Source organism: Yoonia litorea (genome assembly GCF_900114675.1).
Taxonomy (GTDB): Bacteria; Pseudomonadota; Alphaproteobacteria; order Rhodobacterales; family Rhodobacteraceae; genus Yoonia; species Yoonia litorea.
Map to the genome: position 1 here is coordinate 1,726,127 of NZ_FOZM01000001.1, position 13,512 is coordinate 1,739,638.

At 57.8% G+C, this 13,512-nt stretch carries 15 protein-coding genes; 7 read left to right on the forward strand and 8 right to left on the reverse strand.

Annotation, left to right across the window (positions count from 1 at the left end; all coding sequences use genetic code 11):
* Window positions 1-70: 70 nt before the first annotated feature.
* Window positions 71-826 (reverse strand): alpha/beta hydrolase, encoded by a 756-nt coding sequence (locus tag BM316_RS08845; protein WP_090206607.1) that lies wholly within the window; start codon window positions 824-826, stop codon window positions 71-73.
* Between the two features lie 96 nt (window positions 827-922).
* Window positions 923-1,168, reverse strand: a complete 246-nt coding sequence (locus BM316_RS08850; protein WP_090206610.1) for a hypothetical protein — start codon at window positions 1,166-1,168, stop codon at window positions 923-925.
* Window positions 1,169-1,374: 206 nt separating this feature from the next.
* On the opposite strand from BM316_RS08850, the gene thrS reads away from it, so the two are divergent.
* The 5 genes from thrS (at window position 1,375) to BM316_RS08875 (ending at window position 6,107) form a co-directional block, all read left to right on the forward strand.
* Window positions 1,375-3,321 carry a threonine--tRNA ligase gene (gene thrS, locus BM316_RS08855; protein ID WP_090207800.1) on the forward strand — a complete coding sequence of 649 codons (1,947 nt, stop codon included), beginning with the start codon at window positions 1,375-1,377 and terminating at the stop codon, window positions 3,319-3,321.
* Window positions 3,322-3,557: 236 nt separating this feature from the next.
* Window positions 3,558-3,860, forward strand: coding sequence for a BufA1 family periplasmic bufferin-type metallophore (locus BM316_RS08860; protein ID WP_090206612.1), 303 nt, complete (start codon window positions 3,558-3,560; stop codon window positions 3,858-3,860).
* A gap of 65 nt (window positions 3,861-3,925) precedes the next feature.
* Window positions 3,926-4,780: an MNIO family bufferin maturase gene (gene bufB, locus BM316_RS08865; protein WP_090206615.1), complete on the forward strand. Its 855-nt coding sequence runs from the start codon at window positions 3,926-3,928 to the stop codon at window positions 4,778-4,780.
* Window positions 4,777-5,517, forward strand: coding sequence for an HvfC/BufC N-terminal domain-containing protein (locus BM316_RS08870; RefSeq protein WP_311135662.1), 741 nt, complete (start codon window positions 4,777-4,779; stop codon window positions 5,515-5,517). The genes bufB and BM316_RS08870 overlap by 4 nt, the downstream gene beginning before the upstream one ends.
* Before the next feature lie 14 nt (window positions 5,518-5,531).
* Complete coding sequence (locus BM316_RS08875) at window positions 5,532-6,107, forward strand: DoxX family protein (RefSeq protein WP_090206617.1); 576 nt, start codon at window positions 5,532-5,534, stop codon at window positions 6,105-6,107.
* Here BM316_RS08875 and BM316_RS08880 read toward each other — a convergent pair.
* Together BM316_RS08880 and BM316_RS08885 are read right to left on the reverse strand one after the other, a co-directional pair.
* The gene (locus tag BM316_RS08880) at window positions 6,064-6,432 is read right to left on the reverse strand and encodes a hypothetical protein (RefSeq protein WP_090206619.1); all 369 of its coding nucleotides are present in this window, start codon (window positions 6,430-6,432) and stop codon (window positions 6,064-6,066) included. The genes BM316_RS08875 and BM316_RS08880 overlap by 44 nt on opposite strands.
* Before the next feature lie 44 nt (window positions 6,433-6,476).
* Window positions 6,477-6,806 carry an arsenate reductase family protein gene (locus BM316_RS08885; RefSeq protein WP_090206622.1) on the reverse strand — a complete coding sequence of 110 codons (330 nt, stop codon included), beginning with the start codon at window positions 6,804-6,806 and terminating at the stop codon, window positions 6,477-6,479.
* A 149-nt stretch (window positions 6,807-6,955) separates the two neighbouring features.
* Here BM316_RS08885 and BM316_RS08890 point away from each other — a divergent pair, with 149 nt between their 5' ends.
* Window positions 6,956-7,165 (forward strand): cold-shock protein, encoded by a 210-nt coding sequence (locus tag BM316_RS08890; RefSeq protein ID WP_090206625.1) that lies wholly within the window; start codon window positions 6,956-6,958, stop codon window positions 7,163-7,165.
* A gap of 40 nt (window positions 7,166-7,205) precedes the next feature.
* On the opposite strand, the gene BM316_RS08895 is transcribed toward BM316_RS08890, so the two are convergent.
* From BM316_RS08895 to thyX, 4 genes are all read right to left on the reverse strand, one after another.
* Complete coding sequence (locus BM316_RS08895; RefSeq protein ID WP_090206628.1) at window positions 7,206-8,195, reverse strand: hypothetical protein; 990 nt, start codon at window positions 8,193-8,195, stop codon at window positions 7,206-7,208.
* A 90-nt stretch (window positions 8,196-8,285) separates the two neighbouring features.
* On the reverse strand, window positions 8,286-8,612 hold the full coding sequence (locus BM316_RS08900; RefSeq protein ID WP_090206631.1) for a TraR/DksA family transcriptional regulator: 327 nt from the start codon (window positions 8,610-8,612) through the stop codon (window positions 8,286-8,288).
* Window positions 8,613-9,993: 1,381 nt separating this feature from the next.
* The gene (locus BM316_RS08905) at window positions 9,994-11,460 is read right to left on the reverse strand and encodes an ATP-dependent nuclease (protein WP_090206634.1); all 1,467 of its coding nucleotides are present in this window, start codon (window positions 11,458-11,460) and stop codon (window positions 9,994-9,996) included.
* The gene (thyX, locus tag BM316_RS08910; RefSeq protein WP_090206637.1) at window positions 11,457-12,362 is read right to left on the reverse strand and encodes an FAD-dependent thymidylate synthase; all 906 of its coding nucleotides are present in this window, start codon (window positions 12,360-12,362) and stop codon (window positions 11,457-11,459) included. The genes BM316_RS08905 and thyX overlap by 4 nt, the downstream gene beginning before the upstream one ends.
* A gap of 173 nt (window positions 12,363-12,535) precedes the next feature.
* Between thyX and BM316_RS08915 the strand changes: the two genes are divergently transcribed.
* Window positions 12,536-13,495: a hypothetical protein gene (locus BM316_RS08915; protein WP_090206640.1), complete on the forward strand. Its 960-nt coding sequence runs from the start codon at window positions 12,536-12,538 to the stop codon at window positions 13,493-13,495.
* The last annotated feature ends 17 nt before the right edge of the window (window positions 13,496-13,512 follow it).

A 13,512-nucleotide genomic window follows, 5' to 3' on the forward strand; every position in this document is an offset into this window, starting at 1 on the left:
ACCTGTCCCCTCCCAAGGATTTGCAGCACCCTAGTCAGGAGAAATCGCACCGCCAAAGTAAAACGTAACGTCAGCCCGCGCGGGCGAGGACTTCTTCGACGGATGTGACAATAAGGGCAAGACAGTCATCGTCCGAGAACCTGTGGTCGGCGCCATCCACAAGGGTCAGACGCATGTCGCCTCCTTCGGCATGTGCAAGCAATCGCAATGCAACCGACATCTCGACATCAGCATCCGCTGTGCCTTGCAAAAACCGCACAGAGAAAGGCAAAGGCAAGGGATCGCGCAGCACAAGACGCTGGCGTCCTTCCTCGATCAAGCGACGTGTGATGATGTAGGGTTCACCGTAATCTGATGGCAGTGCGACCTGACCTTTCGCCAGCTCAGCTTTCTGCGCCTCATCAAATCCGGCCCACATGCTGTCCTCGGTAAAGTCAGGCGCGGCCGCAATCGTGACGAGCCCCGCGACCTTTTCCGGCATGGCGCGGCTAACAAGAAGGGATATCCACCCCCCCATGCTTGAGCCAACCAGAACCACGGGTCCATCAATCAGCGCAATTGCAGCGCAAGCATCCTCAAACCAGTCTCCAATTGCCCCGTCGGTGAACACCTCTCCGCTTTCACCGTGTCCTGAGTAATCAAAGCGCAGGAAGGCCCGACCAGCGGATTTCGCCCATGCCTCGAGATGGATGGCTTTGGTGCCTTCCATGTCGGACTTGAAGCCGCCCAGGAAAACAACCGCGGGGCCAACACCTTCGGTCAGATGAAACGCGATGCGTCGCCCCTCGGGCGATACAAATGACGGGGTTTGTGCAGATTCTGTCATGGCGCCACAGCACCACATGGCTCAACAAGCTGCAAGTCAGCTAAACCGTCGTAACGAAGTAGGATTTTAGCCTGAGGTTTCCCAGTGTGGCCCGGATCAGCCGCCGACGTAAACAGCTGCCTGTGGGCGGTAGAAAATCTTCTGGTCATGCAACCGGCCCAGCAGTTCTTCGTTCTCACGCTGGTCCTGTTCGATCACCCGGATCGATTCCAGATGTGCAGGGTTTTCCTCTGACAACGCCAACCGCATCCGCGACAGTTCCCGTCCGCGTGCACGCAACGCCTCTTCGATCATGTCGACATCGGCAATACTCAGATCAAAAGAGCGGTTGTAGCGCGGCATTGGTTATCCCCTAGATATAGGTTTCACATCGGAAACTAAGTCGTATTTAGCCGCTACTGTGTCGCAGTCAACGTATATCTCTGCATACAAATGATGAGCGCAGCGCATATCACTTGACCTCGCCTTCCGGCAAAGGCATTCAGCGCGCACACATAACCCGCAACCGGGCGTTCCGTGGGCGCCAAACCGACGAGGAGACTGCCGATATGGCTCAGATTTCCCTAACCTTTCCTGATGGCAATGCACGACAGTATGACGCTGGCGTGACCCCTGGCGATGTGGCTGCCGATATTTCGACAAGCCTGCGCAAGAAAGCCATTTCTGCCACTGTCGATGGTCAGCACTGGGACCTGCAGTGGCCGATCAACGCTGACGCGACGATCGCGATCAACACAATGAAGGACGAGGAACCTGCGCTTGAGCTTGTCCGTCACGATCTGGCGCACATCATGGCGCGTGCTGTGCAGGAAATCTGGCCTGAGACCCAAGTCACAATCGGTCCTGTCATCAAGGACGGCTGGTATTACGACTTTGACCGTGCAGAGCCATTCACACCCGAAGATCTGGCTATCATCGAAAAAAAGATGAAAGAGATCATCAACGCCCGCGACGAGGTGCGCACCGAGGTCTGGGACCGTGACCGCGCGATCCAGTATTACAAGGACCGTGGCGAGCCCTATAAGGTGGAATTGATCGAAAGCATCCCCGGCGACGAGCCGCTTCGCATGTATTGGCATGGCGACTGGCAGGACCTCTGCCGCGGGCCGCACCTGCAGCACACTGGTCAGGTCCCTGCCGATGGTTTCAAGCTGATGTCCATCGCCGGCGCCTATTGGCGTGGCGACAGCGATCGCGCCATGTTGCAGCGTATCTACGGCTGCGCCTTCACCAACAAAGAAGGTCTGCGCGCCCACCTGAACATGCTGGAAGAGGCCGCCAAGCGCGACCACCGCAAGCTGGGTCGCGAGATGGACCTGTTTCATATGCAGGAAGAGGCACCCGGTCAGGTCTTTTGGCACCCTAACGGCTGGACGGTCTACACCCAACTTCAGGATTACATGCGCCGCCAGCAGCGCAAAGGCGGCTATGTGGAGGTCAACACACCGCAGGTCGTCGACCGCAAGCTGTGGGAGGCCTCGGGCCACTGGGAAAAGTATCAGGAGCATATGTTCATCGTCGAAGTGGACGAGGAACACGCACGCGAAAAGGCCGTCAATGCGCTCAAGCCCATGAACTGCCCCTGCCACGTGCAGATCTTCAATCAGGGCCTGAAGTCCTATCGCGATCTGCCGCTGCGCATGGCCGAATTCGGGTCGTGCAACCGGTATGAGCCGTCCGGCGCGCTGCACGGCATTATGCGCGTGCGTGGCTTCACGCAGGATGACGCGCATATCTTTTGTCGCGAGAGTCAGATTGAAGAAGAGACAGCGGAATTCATCCGCTTCCTCAGCGAGATCTACAGCCACCTCGGCTTTGAGAGCTTCAAGGTAAAATTCTCTGATCGCCCCGAAACCCGAGCTGGTTCAGATGAGGTCTGGGACAAATCCGAGGCTGCATTGCTGGCAGCAACCCGTGCCGCCGGCATCGAACCGGAGTTGAACCCGGGCGAAGGCGCCTTCTATGGTCCGAAGCTCGAATTCGTCTTGACTGACGCCATTGGACGCGACTGGCAATGTGGCACGCTCCAAGTCGATTTTGTCCTGCCTGAGCGCCTCGACGCGACCTATATCGGGGAAGATGGCGCCAAACATCGGCCGGTCATGCTCCACCGCGCGACGCTTGGTTCATTCGAACGCTTCATCGGCATCCTGATCGAGGAACATGCAGGCAAGCTGCCCTTCTGGCTGGCCCCGCGCCAGGTAGTTGTCGCCACCATCGTGTCGGATGCCGATGACTACGCATTGGAAGTGGTTGATGCGCTCAAGAAGGCTGGCGTCCGCGCCGAGGTCGATCTGCGCAACGAGAAGATCAACTTCAAGGTCCGCGAACACTCGGTTGGCAAGGTTCCTGTCATTCTGGCACTCGGTGCGCGCGAGGTTGAGGAAAAGACCGTGACTGCCCGCCGTCTGGGAGAGAACAAAATCTCTGTAACATCTCTCGCGGAAATTGTTGCAGAACTGGGCGGGGCCGCGACACCACCCGACCTTTTGTAACATTCAGCATAATCAAGCTGTAACAAACCCGCCGGAGCACCCTTCGGCGGGTTTGTTGTTTTTCAAGGGTTTTATCGCCTGCGGCGGCCTGTCGCAGCGCAGCATTTTTCACCTGACCTCACGGCAGCGTCATGCACGGCCCTGTGAATGGTCGACAGCGGTATACGGCGGTTACGGTTTGGGCATCGCCAAGTCCGGTGACCATCTTATTCTGATCCAAACCAAAGGAATTTCACATGTCCAACACAACCAAGACAATCGTTCTGGCAACCGCCGTTGCATCAGCAGTGGCCGGTATTGCAGGCAACGCAACCGCACAAGAAAACGAAAAATGCTACGGCGTATCGCTGGCCGGTGAGAACGACTGCGCAGCAGGTCCGGGCACAACATGCGCAGGCACATCTACCGTCGACTATCAGGGCAACGCATGGACGCTGGTCCCTGCCGGCACTTGCGGCGATATCGAACTGCCCGTGATGGCGGACGGCACAGAGCGCATGGGCTCGCTGGAAGCGCTTGATCGCGACCTGCCTGCATAAGCCAAGTTCTCGTTCAGGGCGGCCCCGGTGCCGCCCTGCACCAACACCCCCCAAGGGACAGACCCATGCTAGACGCGACACCTTCATCCTCTCTGCCAGCGCGCCCCGGCGTCGGATACAAGCCGCAGCACTATGCGGCTATCATGGACCAGCCCGCAGCCCTCGGCTGGCTGGAAATCCATGCAGAGAATTACATGGGGGGTGGCGGACGTCCCATTGCCCAGTTGCGTCATCTGGCCGAACGCTTCCCCATTTCGGTCCACGGCGTGGGTCTTTCCATTGGGGGCGAAGGCGATCTGGACAAAGATCATCTTGCCCGTCTGAAACATCTGATCGGCTGGCTCAACCCCGCCAGTTTTTCCGAACATTTGGCGTGGTCCACGCACGACAGCCATTTCTTCAACGACCTGCTGCCCCTGCCCTATACAGCGAAAACCCTCAAGCGCGTCGCCGCGCACATTGATCGGGTCCAGGAGGTGCTTGGCCGCCAGATGCTGCTTGAAAACCCGTCAAGCTATCTGGCCTTTACTGAAAGCGAAATGTCAGAGACCGACTTCCTGCGCGAGATTGCCCAACGCACAGGCTGCGGGCTGCTGCTGGACGTGAACAACGTCTTTGTGAGTGCCACGAACCTCAAAACCTCGCCACAGGACTATATCGACAACTTCCCGCTTGAAGCCGTTGGGGAAATCCACCTTGGCGGCCATGATGAGGACGAGGACGAAACCGGCGCGCCCCTGCTGATCGACAGCCATGGCCGCGAGGTGGTTGATCCTGTCTGGTCATTGCTGGACTACACCCTTCAAAGGTCCGGCCCAAAACCGCTTCTGATTGAATGGGACACGGATGTCCCTGACTGGCAGATCCTCTATGCCGAGATCGAAAAAGCAGATCAGGCGCTGTCAGTGGTGGTGCAATGATGACTGTGACACAGACCGCCTTCAGGCATGCAATGCTCGATCCTGCCGCGACCGTGCCGCATGGGATCATCAATCCCGATGGTGCCCCTGCAACAAAGCGGTTCGACGTCTATCGCAACAATGTCGCCGTGAGCCTTTCAGATGCGCTCGAAGCGGCCTTCCCTGTGATGAGCAAACTGCTGGGCGATGAATTCTTTCGCGCAATGGCTGGCGTTTACCTGCGCACGCACCCCCCAAAATCGCCCCTGATGATGTTTTACGGCGAAGCGATGCCGCAGTTCATCGGACGCTTTCAGCCAACAAAAAAGTTCCGCTACCTTCCAGACATCGCAAGAATGGAACTGGCGATGCGTCAGGCCTACCACGCCGAGGATGCGACCCCGGTCGCACCCGAAGCGCTCGGCGCAATCGCGGCTGATGCCTTGATGAGCGTCAGGCTCGGTATCGCGCCAGCCGTTCAAACAGTGATGTCCGACTTTCCCATTCACGCGATCTACCGTGCAAACGTCGAGGCTGACGCCCCCAAGCCGGTCATGCAACCGCAATCAGTCGTCATTACGCGGGCCGGTTTTGACCCGCAATACCATCTGATCAACGCGGCTGGCGCCGCCTGCGTCGAAACGCTCAAGAAAGGGCAATCTCTCGGTCAGGCGCTGGCCGCCGGTGATGACACCCTCGATCTCGGGGCTGTGCTGGGGCTTTTGCTCGCGCAAGGCGCTGTGACCGCAATCTACTGAAAGGCACCTGTTCAATGACCTCTCTCCCTTTTGCCAACCTCGCTCGCCCGCTTAACCGTGCCGGAGATGAGGTCCTGCCGCTTCTGGCGCGGATTATCTTTGCTGGCGTCCTTTTGATGTATTTCTGGAATTCAGGCCTGACGAAGGTCGGTGACGGCGTGTTCGGTATTTTCAACCCGTCTCTCGGCGCTTACGCGCAAATTTTCCCCAAGGCGATGGAGGCGGTCGGCTACGACGTGTCGCAACTGGGCATTTTCCATTGGGCGGTCGTTGTCGCTGGGACAATCGCCGAATTCGTCCTGCCGCTTCTGCTGGTAATTGGCCTTTTCACACGGCTTGCCGCACTGGGCATGATTGGCTTTGTCGTCGTGCAATCCCTAACCGATCTTTACGGTCACGGCGGTATCGCACACATCGAGACCTTCGGCGCATGGTTTGACGGCGCATCAGACGCGCTGATCTTGGATCAACGCGCTTTCTGGATTTTGGGACTGAGCGTTCTTGTGTTCAAAGGCGCAGGCGCGCTTTCAATTGACCGCGTTCTCTTCAGAAATGCGCCTTCGGCTCATCAGGCCGTCCTGCAGCAATAGCCAGCAGCCCGCCAAGCCCGACAAACCCAATCGGGAACATGGTTCCGACGTTAAAGCCGAAGGCCGCGTAAAAGAAAAAGCAGCTGATCAGCATCAGGATGCCACCCCAAAGGGCGCGCGACTTGGCCATGGCACCGCCTGCAATCGCCAGAAGCGGCGCGCTGAAGCTAGCAAAGCGGACAAATCCGGGATTATCGAGCAGTCCGAAAAGCTCCCCCAATTCCGCGTGGCGTTCGGAGACTTCAGCGTATCCGTATCCCACCAGACCGACGAGAATCCCGATCAACCCGCCAATGATACCAAGTAAACCTGCGGCGTTGCGCATCGTACTGCTCCTTTTTTGCTGGTTTCGAGATAGGCGCTTTGTCGTCAGCTTCCAAGGTATCTTTGCTGAACGTCAGCTTTCCAACCAATCGTCATTCCTGCATCCGTCACAATCACCGGCCTTTTCATCAACGTCGGGTGTGCGCGCAAAAGGCTTGCCGCATCCTGTTCTTTTTGCTCATCTGAAAGGCCGCGCCAGGTCGTTGACGCGCGATTGATCGCTTGATCCCCAAACGCTGCGACAATTGCCTCAATGTCCTCATCAGAAAGACCATCCGCCCTGACATCAACCACGTCAGGTGCGTAACCCGCGGTTTCCAGTGCTTTGCGTGCTTTGCGACAGGTGTCGCATGATTTCAGCCCAAAAAATCGCATTTCGCCTCCTAATTGTGCAACCTTCTGCCAATTCTCGCTGACAATGCGTATGTCATTTGCAATTTACATAAAAGAGACAATGCTAGCGGCCAAGGCAGCGGGCGCGCGAGCGCACGCGGAATTAGCCTTGAATACAAAGGAGAACGGAAATGCCCACTGGCACCGTAAAGTGGTTTAATACGACAAAGGGTTACGGATTTATCGCACCCGACACAGGCGGCAGCGATATATTCGTGCATATTTCAGCAGTAGAACAGTCCGGATTGACCGGCCTTGCCGACAACGAGAAAGTCACCTTCGATCTGATTGAGGGGCGCGACGGCCGCAAGATGGCCGGCAACATCGCAAAGGCAAGCTAGACCACCCAGCATGGTTCACGACACCGGACTAGCCTATACGTCAGGTGTCGTATTTTTTCTCAGGCATCCGGCTGCGCACCAGCGCAAGAAGGTCGGTATCAGACTGCGGCACCTTCGCAGTCTGCAACTCCTCTTCGCGCTCTTGCATGGCGCTGTCAAAGGCCTGCTGGCGGGCACCAACGACGGCCATTTTCCGAACAAAGACAAGCACTGCACCCGCACATTGCAGGCTGAAGAAGAAGAGCGTCGCGAAGAGTGACGCTGCCACGAAAATCGCAGCCTCCGTTCCCAAATTCGCCAGATCAGCCCAGTCATCCATTGTTGCAATCGACGCCAACTGCAGCATCGCGGCCTCTCCCATGCCGAAGATGGCCATGACCGAGAACACCAGCGGAACGACCATGATCAGCCCCAATTGAGAGACGACAACAAGCGCAAAGACCGCGCCAAAGCCACTGCCAAAGCCATAGAACGGCGTATGCGGGCGTCCGGTGGGATCGGCGCCGATCGAGGCCCCGGCCAGCGGCACCAGAAGTGCCGCGCGCAGCGCCATCGCGATCAGCGCGACCGCGGCTGTCACGCCCCAGGTCACAGCGGCGTTGATTGCCGTCAGTTCCGTAAATAAGGCGTCGCCGCTTTCGGCCCCCAGCATCATCAGCCCCGCCAGATCCAGCGGGCTGACAAGCACAAAGAGACCGGCCCCGAGGGCCAGTAAAATAAGGATCACCACAGCCTCGAAGAAGCCGTATCCGATGGCCGGCGCAATCAGGCCAAGGTAGCTGCGGCGCGGTTTGATATGGTGCGCTTGCAGACCTACCCGCAACCCGACCATCAACGGCACGACACTCGCGCCGACGCTGAAAGCCACGATGATCAACGCACCTGCAAAAGGCGAGAGCACACTGGCCACAAGGACCAGCACCACTGCGATCACACCAAATGCCACGAGTGAAAGGATCAGCGCAGGCAGCGCGATGGCGTAGCGCCAGAGGATCGAAAAGGAAAACGGAAAGGCGCGTAGAAAGATCACGGGGGGTGGCTCCGGTCGGGTGATGTCAGCGCCAGTATGCGCCTGCGATCTGGATCATAAAGCGAAAACTCTGAGGCATTCTTTGGGCGATCAGCGGCTGCGCATACAGTCGGTGCAAAGCGCAATCGCCGGGTCAGCCGCCAGTCGCGCAGGCGCGATTTCTTCAGCACAATCAATGCAGTAGCCGTAGTCCCCTGACGCGATCCTGGCCAGGGCAGCGTGGATTTTCTGCCGCTCTGCCGCGCGCCTGCGGGCTTGCGCCTGCGCCATGGCCTGATTTTGCAACGCATCCATCCGCGACAGCCGCCCCACCGCCTGCTGGTCAAGCTCCACCGTTTTCTGCCCTGCGGCCCCTGCGGCATCCTCGGCATCAAGCGCGGCAAGGCGCGCCTCAAGCATGGCGAGTGGATCACTCATTGGCGCTGTGTTTCAGGGGGTGGAAAGATGCGCCAAACCTTTGACATCTCGGGAAAAACCGGAGCTACCACAGATCGCGGATGCCCATCGCGCCACGGTGGCAGAGCAGATATCAGCGAGGGGGGACTGCGGTGCAAATGACAGCTCCTTCTGTCGGGTCTGTGCACAGGCTAGCGCAGGTCGGGCCGCAGGTCACCAGCGACCTGACGCAACGGGCGGCACGGCCTGCGACGGCGCGAGCCGGGAATCACCGGTTAACGCCTGCAATCACGGGGCACCGGGCGTACACCGGCGGTGCACCCGCCGTACACAGGCTGTACACAAACTGCGCAGACACACCGGCGGCGCGCAGGGTGTGAACGCAACGTACGCCCGGCTTTGTAAAGAACAGGTAAACGGCAGAGCTGCGTTGACGTTTTTGTAACACCTGCGGGCTATGTTGGGGTTCAAGACGGTTGGTGCGGTGGTGCGCAGGGTTGGCAGGACGGTGTGTGAGTGGGCGTGACGGCACCGGCGAACTGACCGTTGGGCCGTTGCTGGTTGCGACGGGTGGCACACCGGTTGGCGGGCCAGAGGTGTTATTCGTTCGGGTGTGAGGACCGACTTGAAGACGATCAGGGGGATCGTACCGTTCTGGAGACCATCGGATGGATGGTTTTGGGCGCAAACGGGCGGAGCGCACGGGGGCGGGTGTTTCATGTGAGCGGGAGCCCTTTTGAAGATCGCACCGTGGCTGCATCAACGCGCAGCGAAAGGGCAGCGCCCGGACCGAGGGGGTCGTGACCGTCTCGGAAACTGTCCAGTGGACAGTTTCAGGTCACGGCGGGCGGAGCCCCGGGGTGCGGGAGTTGTGTGCAACGGAAGAGCAGCGCCTGGACCTCGGTGATGGCGCTGAGACCTCAATGCGATGCGCATGTGGTTCGTCATGGGTGACGGTTGCTCTGATTGAGGCGTTGCGGGAGCGCCCTCTCTGTGGGGGTGAGGGCCGTCTTGCAAACGATCCGGGGGATCGTTTGAGGCCCGAACGGGCGGAGCCCAAAGGGCGCGGGTTTCGGGCGAGCGGAAGCCCCTTTTGAAGATCGCACCGTGGTTGCTTCAGCGCGCAACGGAAGGGCAGCGCCCGGGCCGAGGGGGTCGTGACCGTCTCGGAAACTGTCCAGTGGACAGTTTCAGGTCACGACGGGCGGAGCCCCGGGGGGCGCGGAAGTTGTGTGCAACGGAAGGGCAGCGCCCGGACCTCGGGGTGGGCGCACTTCCGTCGGTGGTTTTTGATGTGGGTGCGTCACGGGTGACGGTTGTTCTGTTTGAGCCGTTGCAAAAGCGCCCTCCCCGTGGGGGAGGTCCGGGCGCTGCCCGAGCAAGCTCGGGCGAGTTCACGATATCAAAGAACCGATCTCAAACCCTCAATCGCGGAATACACATCCTGATCATTGATAGGTCTATTATGTTTGTTCTCAGGGTGATGGACCGAGTTGCGAACAAAATGGGGAAGAGTCACAGCGTAGTCATTCCCATCTGAACGCCTCCAGTTCTCACGATAGGACAAACCGTTCTTGACCAAAACTTCGTCGAGTTGCCGCACTCTCTCTGCCTCAAACTGAAGCATTGCAGAACCCCAAAGTTCATCAAGGTATTCCACGCTTGGCATCCCAAAGACCAAGAAGTTGACCTCGTTCACAGTCAGGCCATGCCGCAGTTTCGTCTTAAGGCCGGACATTGGAGTTACTTCGCTCTTTCCTTCCTTGAGAGCGAATTGAACAACACTTGCATCCGAACCGACGTCTCTGACGATATAGGGGGAATGTGAGGTCAAAATTATCTGGTGGTTGGCGGATTTTTCGAAAAAGAATTTCGCAAGTTTGGTTTGCAATCTTGGGTGGAGATGCATTTCAGGCTCATCAATGAGAAGGATCAACGGTTCCTTTGCATGTTCCGCCAAGTAGCACTGTAGCTGCAGCGCAATTATCATCTCTACGCCTGAGCCAAGCATTTCGACAGGCAGTCTTTCAGCAGCGTTGTCGGACGTAGTTGCGAAATGGAGATTATCGAATGGTGAACTGTAGCTTAGTGGGTTGAGTGATACCGGAAACTCTAGAAGTTGCGCGAGAGCATCGGTCAACTCCGGCCCAAATTCCTTTGGAATTGACTTGATGGTTTGGTCCGTAAAGGCCGCATGAACCTTCTGGTAGTCGTCTTCTTGCTCGACGTCTTTGATTTGCTTTCTGAAACGCCACGAAATCTCGTTTGTGATGCGGTCAAGAGTTGTTGCGAACTGTCCTCGTCCAATGTGTCTTGCTCGCGAACGTTCCAATAGAAAGCATACTGGAAGAGTGCCTTCAAACACTCTAGCCGGATCGAAAGACTTATCCCGCGCATCAAATTTCTTGTATTCGCCCTTCGCAAGAATTGGCGTTCCGTCTGGCTCTCTGTAGGCATCTTCATCAACAATAAAATGCGTCCGCGCCGCGAAGGGCTCCGAAATCAAACGATTTGGTTGTTTTCGATCCCGGCTCTCTGCAGTGAACTCAATTCCGGTGCATTCAAAGTGTGCTTTGGAGAGGAATGGTGACCCCGACCTGGCTTTGAACCGGTCGAATTCCAGTTCTGCTGCAATCTTTTCCTCGAGATTGAAAAAATCAGTGGGGCGAATTCTAGAAGCCGCTGAGAACGACTGGAATGCCAGACTAAGAAGTTGAATCGCAGAGGTCTTGCCCGAACCGTTCTCCCCAATGAAGAGATTCAGACCACTTCCTTTGCGACCGTCCGGTCGCCGCAAAGGAACTCGCACTTCATTTAATGATCTGAAATTCCTGCAGTATAGTTCCTTCGGAAAGAACTCTGCTCTCACCCAATAATCCCTTCAAACTCCCGCCATTCCCCCTTGCTCATGCCTGAGGTCTCCTGCGTGACCTCCTCACCCTTAAGCATACGCCGCACGCAGTCAATCGCCTTAGACGAGAGTGTGGCGCCGCCCATGCGGTAGTCCTCGAAGGCGCCATAGGCCGCGGGCACCCAGTCGGCGACGACCTTGCAGATCTCCTCGGCATAGACGCGGATTTCGTATTGTGCGTGGGCATCGGCGCGCAACCGCAGGAAGTGGAAGAGGTTGTGCAGGTCCACCTTCCAGTACCACTGCGTGTAGATGTTGGCTGGCAGGTTCATGCGGGCGAGTTCGCGGGCAAGGCCCTGCTGGTCGTCCTGGCTGATCATCTCTTCATAGTGGTCATAGCAGCGCGCCGCGTCGCCCTTGAGGTATTCCAGCACGCGGGCGGCTTCTTCGCCTGTCAGCGCCTCTCCCCTGCCCTGATTGTTGATCACGGATTGGGCGGCGAGTTGCTCGGCCTGCGGAATGTAGAATTCACGGTCGAGGATCGAATAGCGGGCGGAGTATTCATTGACGTTGGCGGTGCGGTGACGGATCCACTGCCGTGCGACAAAGACGGGCAGTTTGACGTGCAGCTTGATCTCGCACATCTCGAAAGGGGTCGAGTGCCAGTGGCGCATCAGATAGCGGATCAGCCCTTCGTCGTTCTGCACCGATTTGGTGCCCTTGCCGTAGGACACGCGGGCGGCCTGACAGATGGCGGCGTCATCGCCCATATAGTCGATCACCCTGATGAAGCCGTGGTCGAGCACGTCGTAGGCGGTATAGAGGTGTTTCTCCATCCCTTCGGCGACCGCGCGGAGCGTGGGTTGAGGGTTGCTCCGCAGTGCGTCGATTTCGGCCTGCTGTTCGGGTGTCATGGGCATATGGGCTCTCCACAAAAAAACGAGTCGCGCCGACTATAGGAAATGGCTGGCTGTGACAAAACCACCAACCTTTGGCCCTCAATACGCCGCAATGCCTGTATTTTGTTGACATGAAATGTGGTGACCGCGAGGTTACTGTCCAAAAGGGGCAGATTTCCGAGAAGGAGCATTAAATGAAGAAATTGATGGGATTGGGCGTCGTTCTTGCCACCGTTGCCGCATGTGACCAGCGGCCGGTTGAAGGCGGCGACGTGGTTGATGAGACGCCAATCGGTCTTGAGCCGGTTGTCGAAAACGGTCAGGTGGGTGTCGGTGACATCCTTGCGGCTAATTATTCGCCCGGTGCAACAGAGCCACTTGTGGTGCGCGTCTCGCTTGACGGTGGCGTGCGGGAACTACAGGTCTATGGCGTTTACGCCGGTGGCGAGATCGACGACCTCGACTATGAAAGCTATTCCTTCCAGGACGGTGGCGATAGCCGTTTCTTCCGTGGATTTGCACGTGAATCCAGCGATGGGTCGGTGAATGCGGTCGTGGTCTCTGACGGTGGCCAGTTCAACCGCTTCTTCGGCGGTGCGGTTGCCAACCAGATTGACTATTCTGCCCCAAGCGGTGGGTTGGTGCGTTACCGTGGCGAATACGTGGGCCTCGTCAACTTTGGCGCACCAAACGGTACTGGCGCCCCCGGTGCACTGAACGGCGTGCCGATTGAATCCTACGCTGTCACAGGTGATGCATTCATCCTTGCCGACTTTACCGAAGGCGCGGTCAACGGCGAAATCTTCAACCGATCCTTTGAGGATGGTGCTGATCTCGCGTTTGTCCCTGATGATGTGACATCGCTTGATTTGCCGGAGATCGTCCTTGTTGTGGGCGACATCGCCGGTGACGGCAGCTTCACTGGCACAGCAGAGTTGACCGAGCTTGAGGCTGTTGGCACTTATGGCGGTCTTTTCGGTGGCGATGATGCCTCGTCCGTGGCGGGTCTGGTCAGACTTGAGGCCGGTTTCCTCGGCGTCGTACAGACCGGGACCGACCCAGACACCGGGGCACCCATCTTTACCCCTATTGGCACTGGCGCGGAAGTTGAGCACGGTATCTTCGTTCTCGATGAAACAGAGGCCCTCGACTAGGCCATTGGGTGACCCAA

Bases quoted from the DNA above. Each gene is read 5' to 3' on its own strand.
- BM316_RS08845 (WP_090206607.1), bottom strand. From the start codon at position 826: ATGACAGAATCTGCACAAACCCCGTCATTTGTATCGCCCGAGGGGCGA.
- BM316_RS08850 (WP_090206610.1), bottom strand. From the start codon at position 1,168: ATGCCGCGCTACAACCGCTCTTTTGATCTGAGTATTGCCGATGTCGAC.
- thrS (WP_090207800.1), top strand. From the start codon at position 1,375: ATGGCTCAGATTTCCCTAACCTTTCCTGATGGCAATGCACGACAGTAT.
- BM316_RS08860 (WP_090206612.1), top strand. From the start codon at position 3,558: ATGTCCAACACAACCAAGACAATCGTTCTGGCAACCGCCGTTGCATCA.
- bufB (WP_090206615.1), top strand. From the start codon at position 3,926: ATGCTAGACGCGACACCTTCATCCTCTCTGCCAGCGCGCCCCGGCGTC.
- BM316_RS08870 (WP_311135662.1), top strand. From the start codon at position 4,777: ATGATGACTGTGACACAGACCGCCTTCAGGCATGCAATGCTCGATCCT.
- BM316_RS08875 (WP_090206617.1), top strand. From the start codon at position 5,532: ATGACCTCTCTCCCTTTTGCCAACCTCGCTCGCCCGCTTAACCGTGCC.
- BM316_RS08880 (WP_090206619.1), bottom strand. From the start codon at position 6,432: ATGCGCAACGCCGCAGGTTTACTTGGTATCATTGGCGGGTTGATCGGG.
- BM316_RS08885 (WP_090206622.1), bottom strand. From the start codon at position 6,806: ATGCGATTTTTTGGGCTGAAATCATGCGACACCTGTCGCAAAGCACGC.
- BM316_RS08890 (WP_090206625.1), top strand. From the start codon at position 6,956: ATGCCCACTGGCACCGTAAAGTGGTTTAATACGACAAAGGGTTACGGA.
- BM316_RS08900 (WP_090206631.1), bottom strand. From the start codon at position 8,612: ATGAGTGATCCACTCGCCATGCTTGAGGCGCGCCTTGCCGCGCTTGAT.
- thyX (WP_090206637.1), bottom strand. From the start codon at position 12,362: ATGCCCATGACACCCGAACAGCAGGCCGAAATCGACGCACTGCGGAGC.
- BM316_RS08915 (WP_090206640.1), top strand. From the start codon at position 12,536: ATGAAGAAATTGATGGGATTGGGCGTCGTTCTTGCCACCGTTGCCGCA.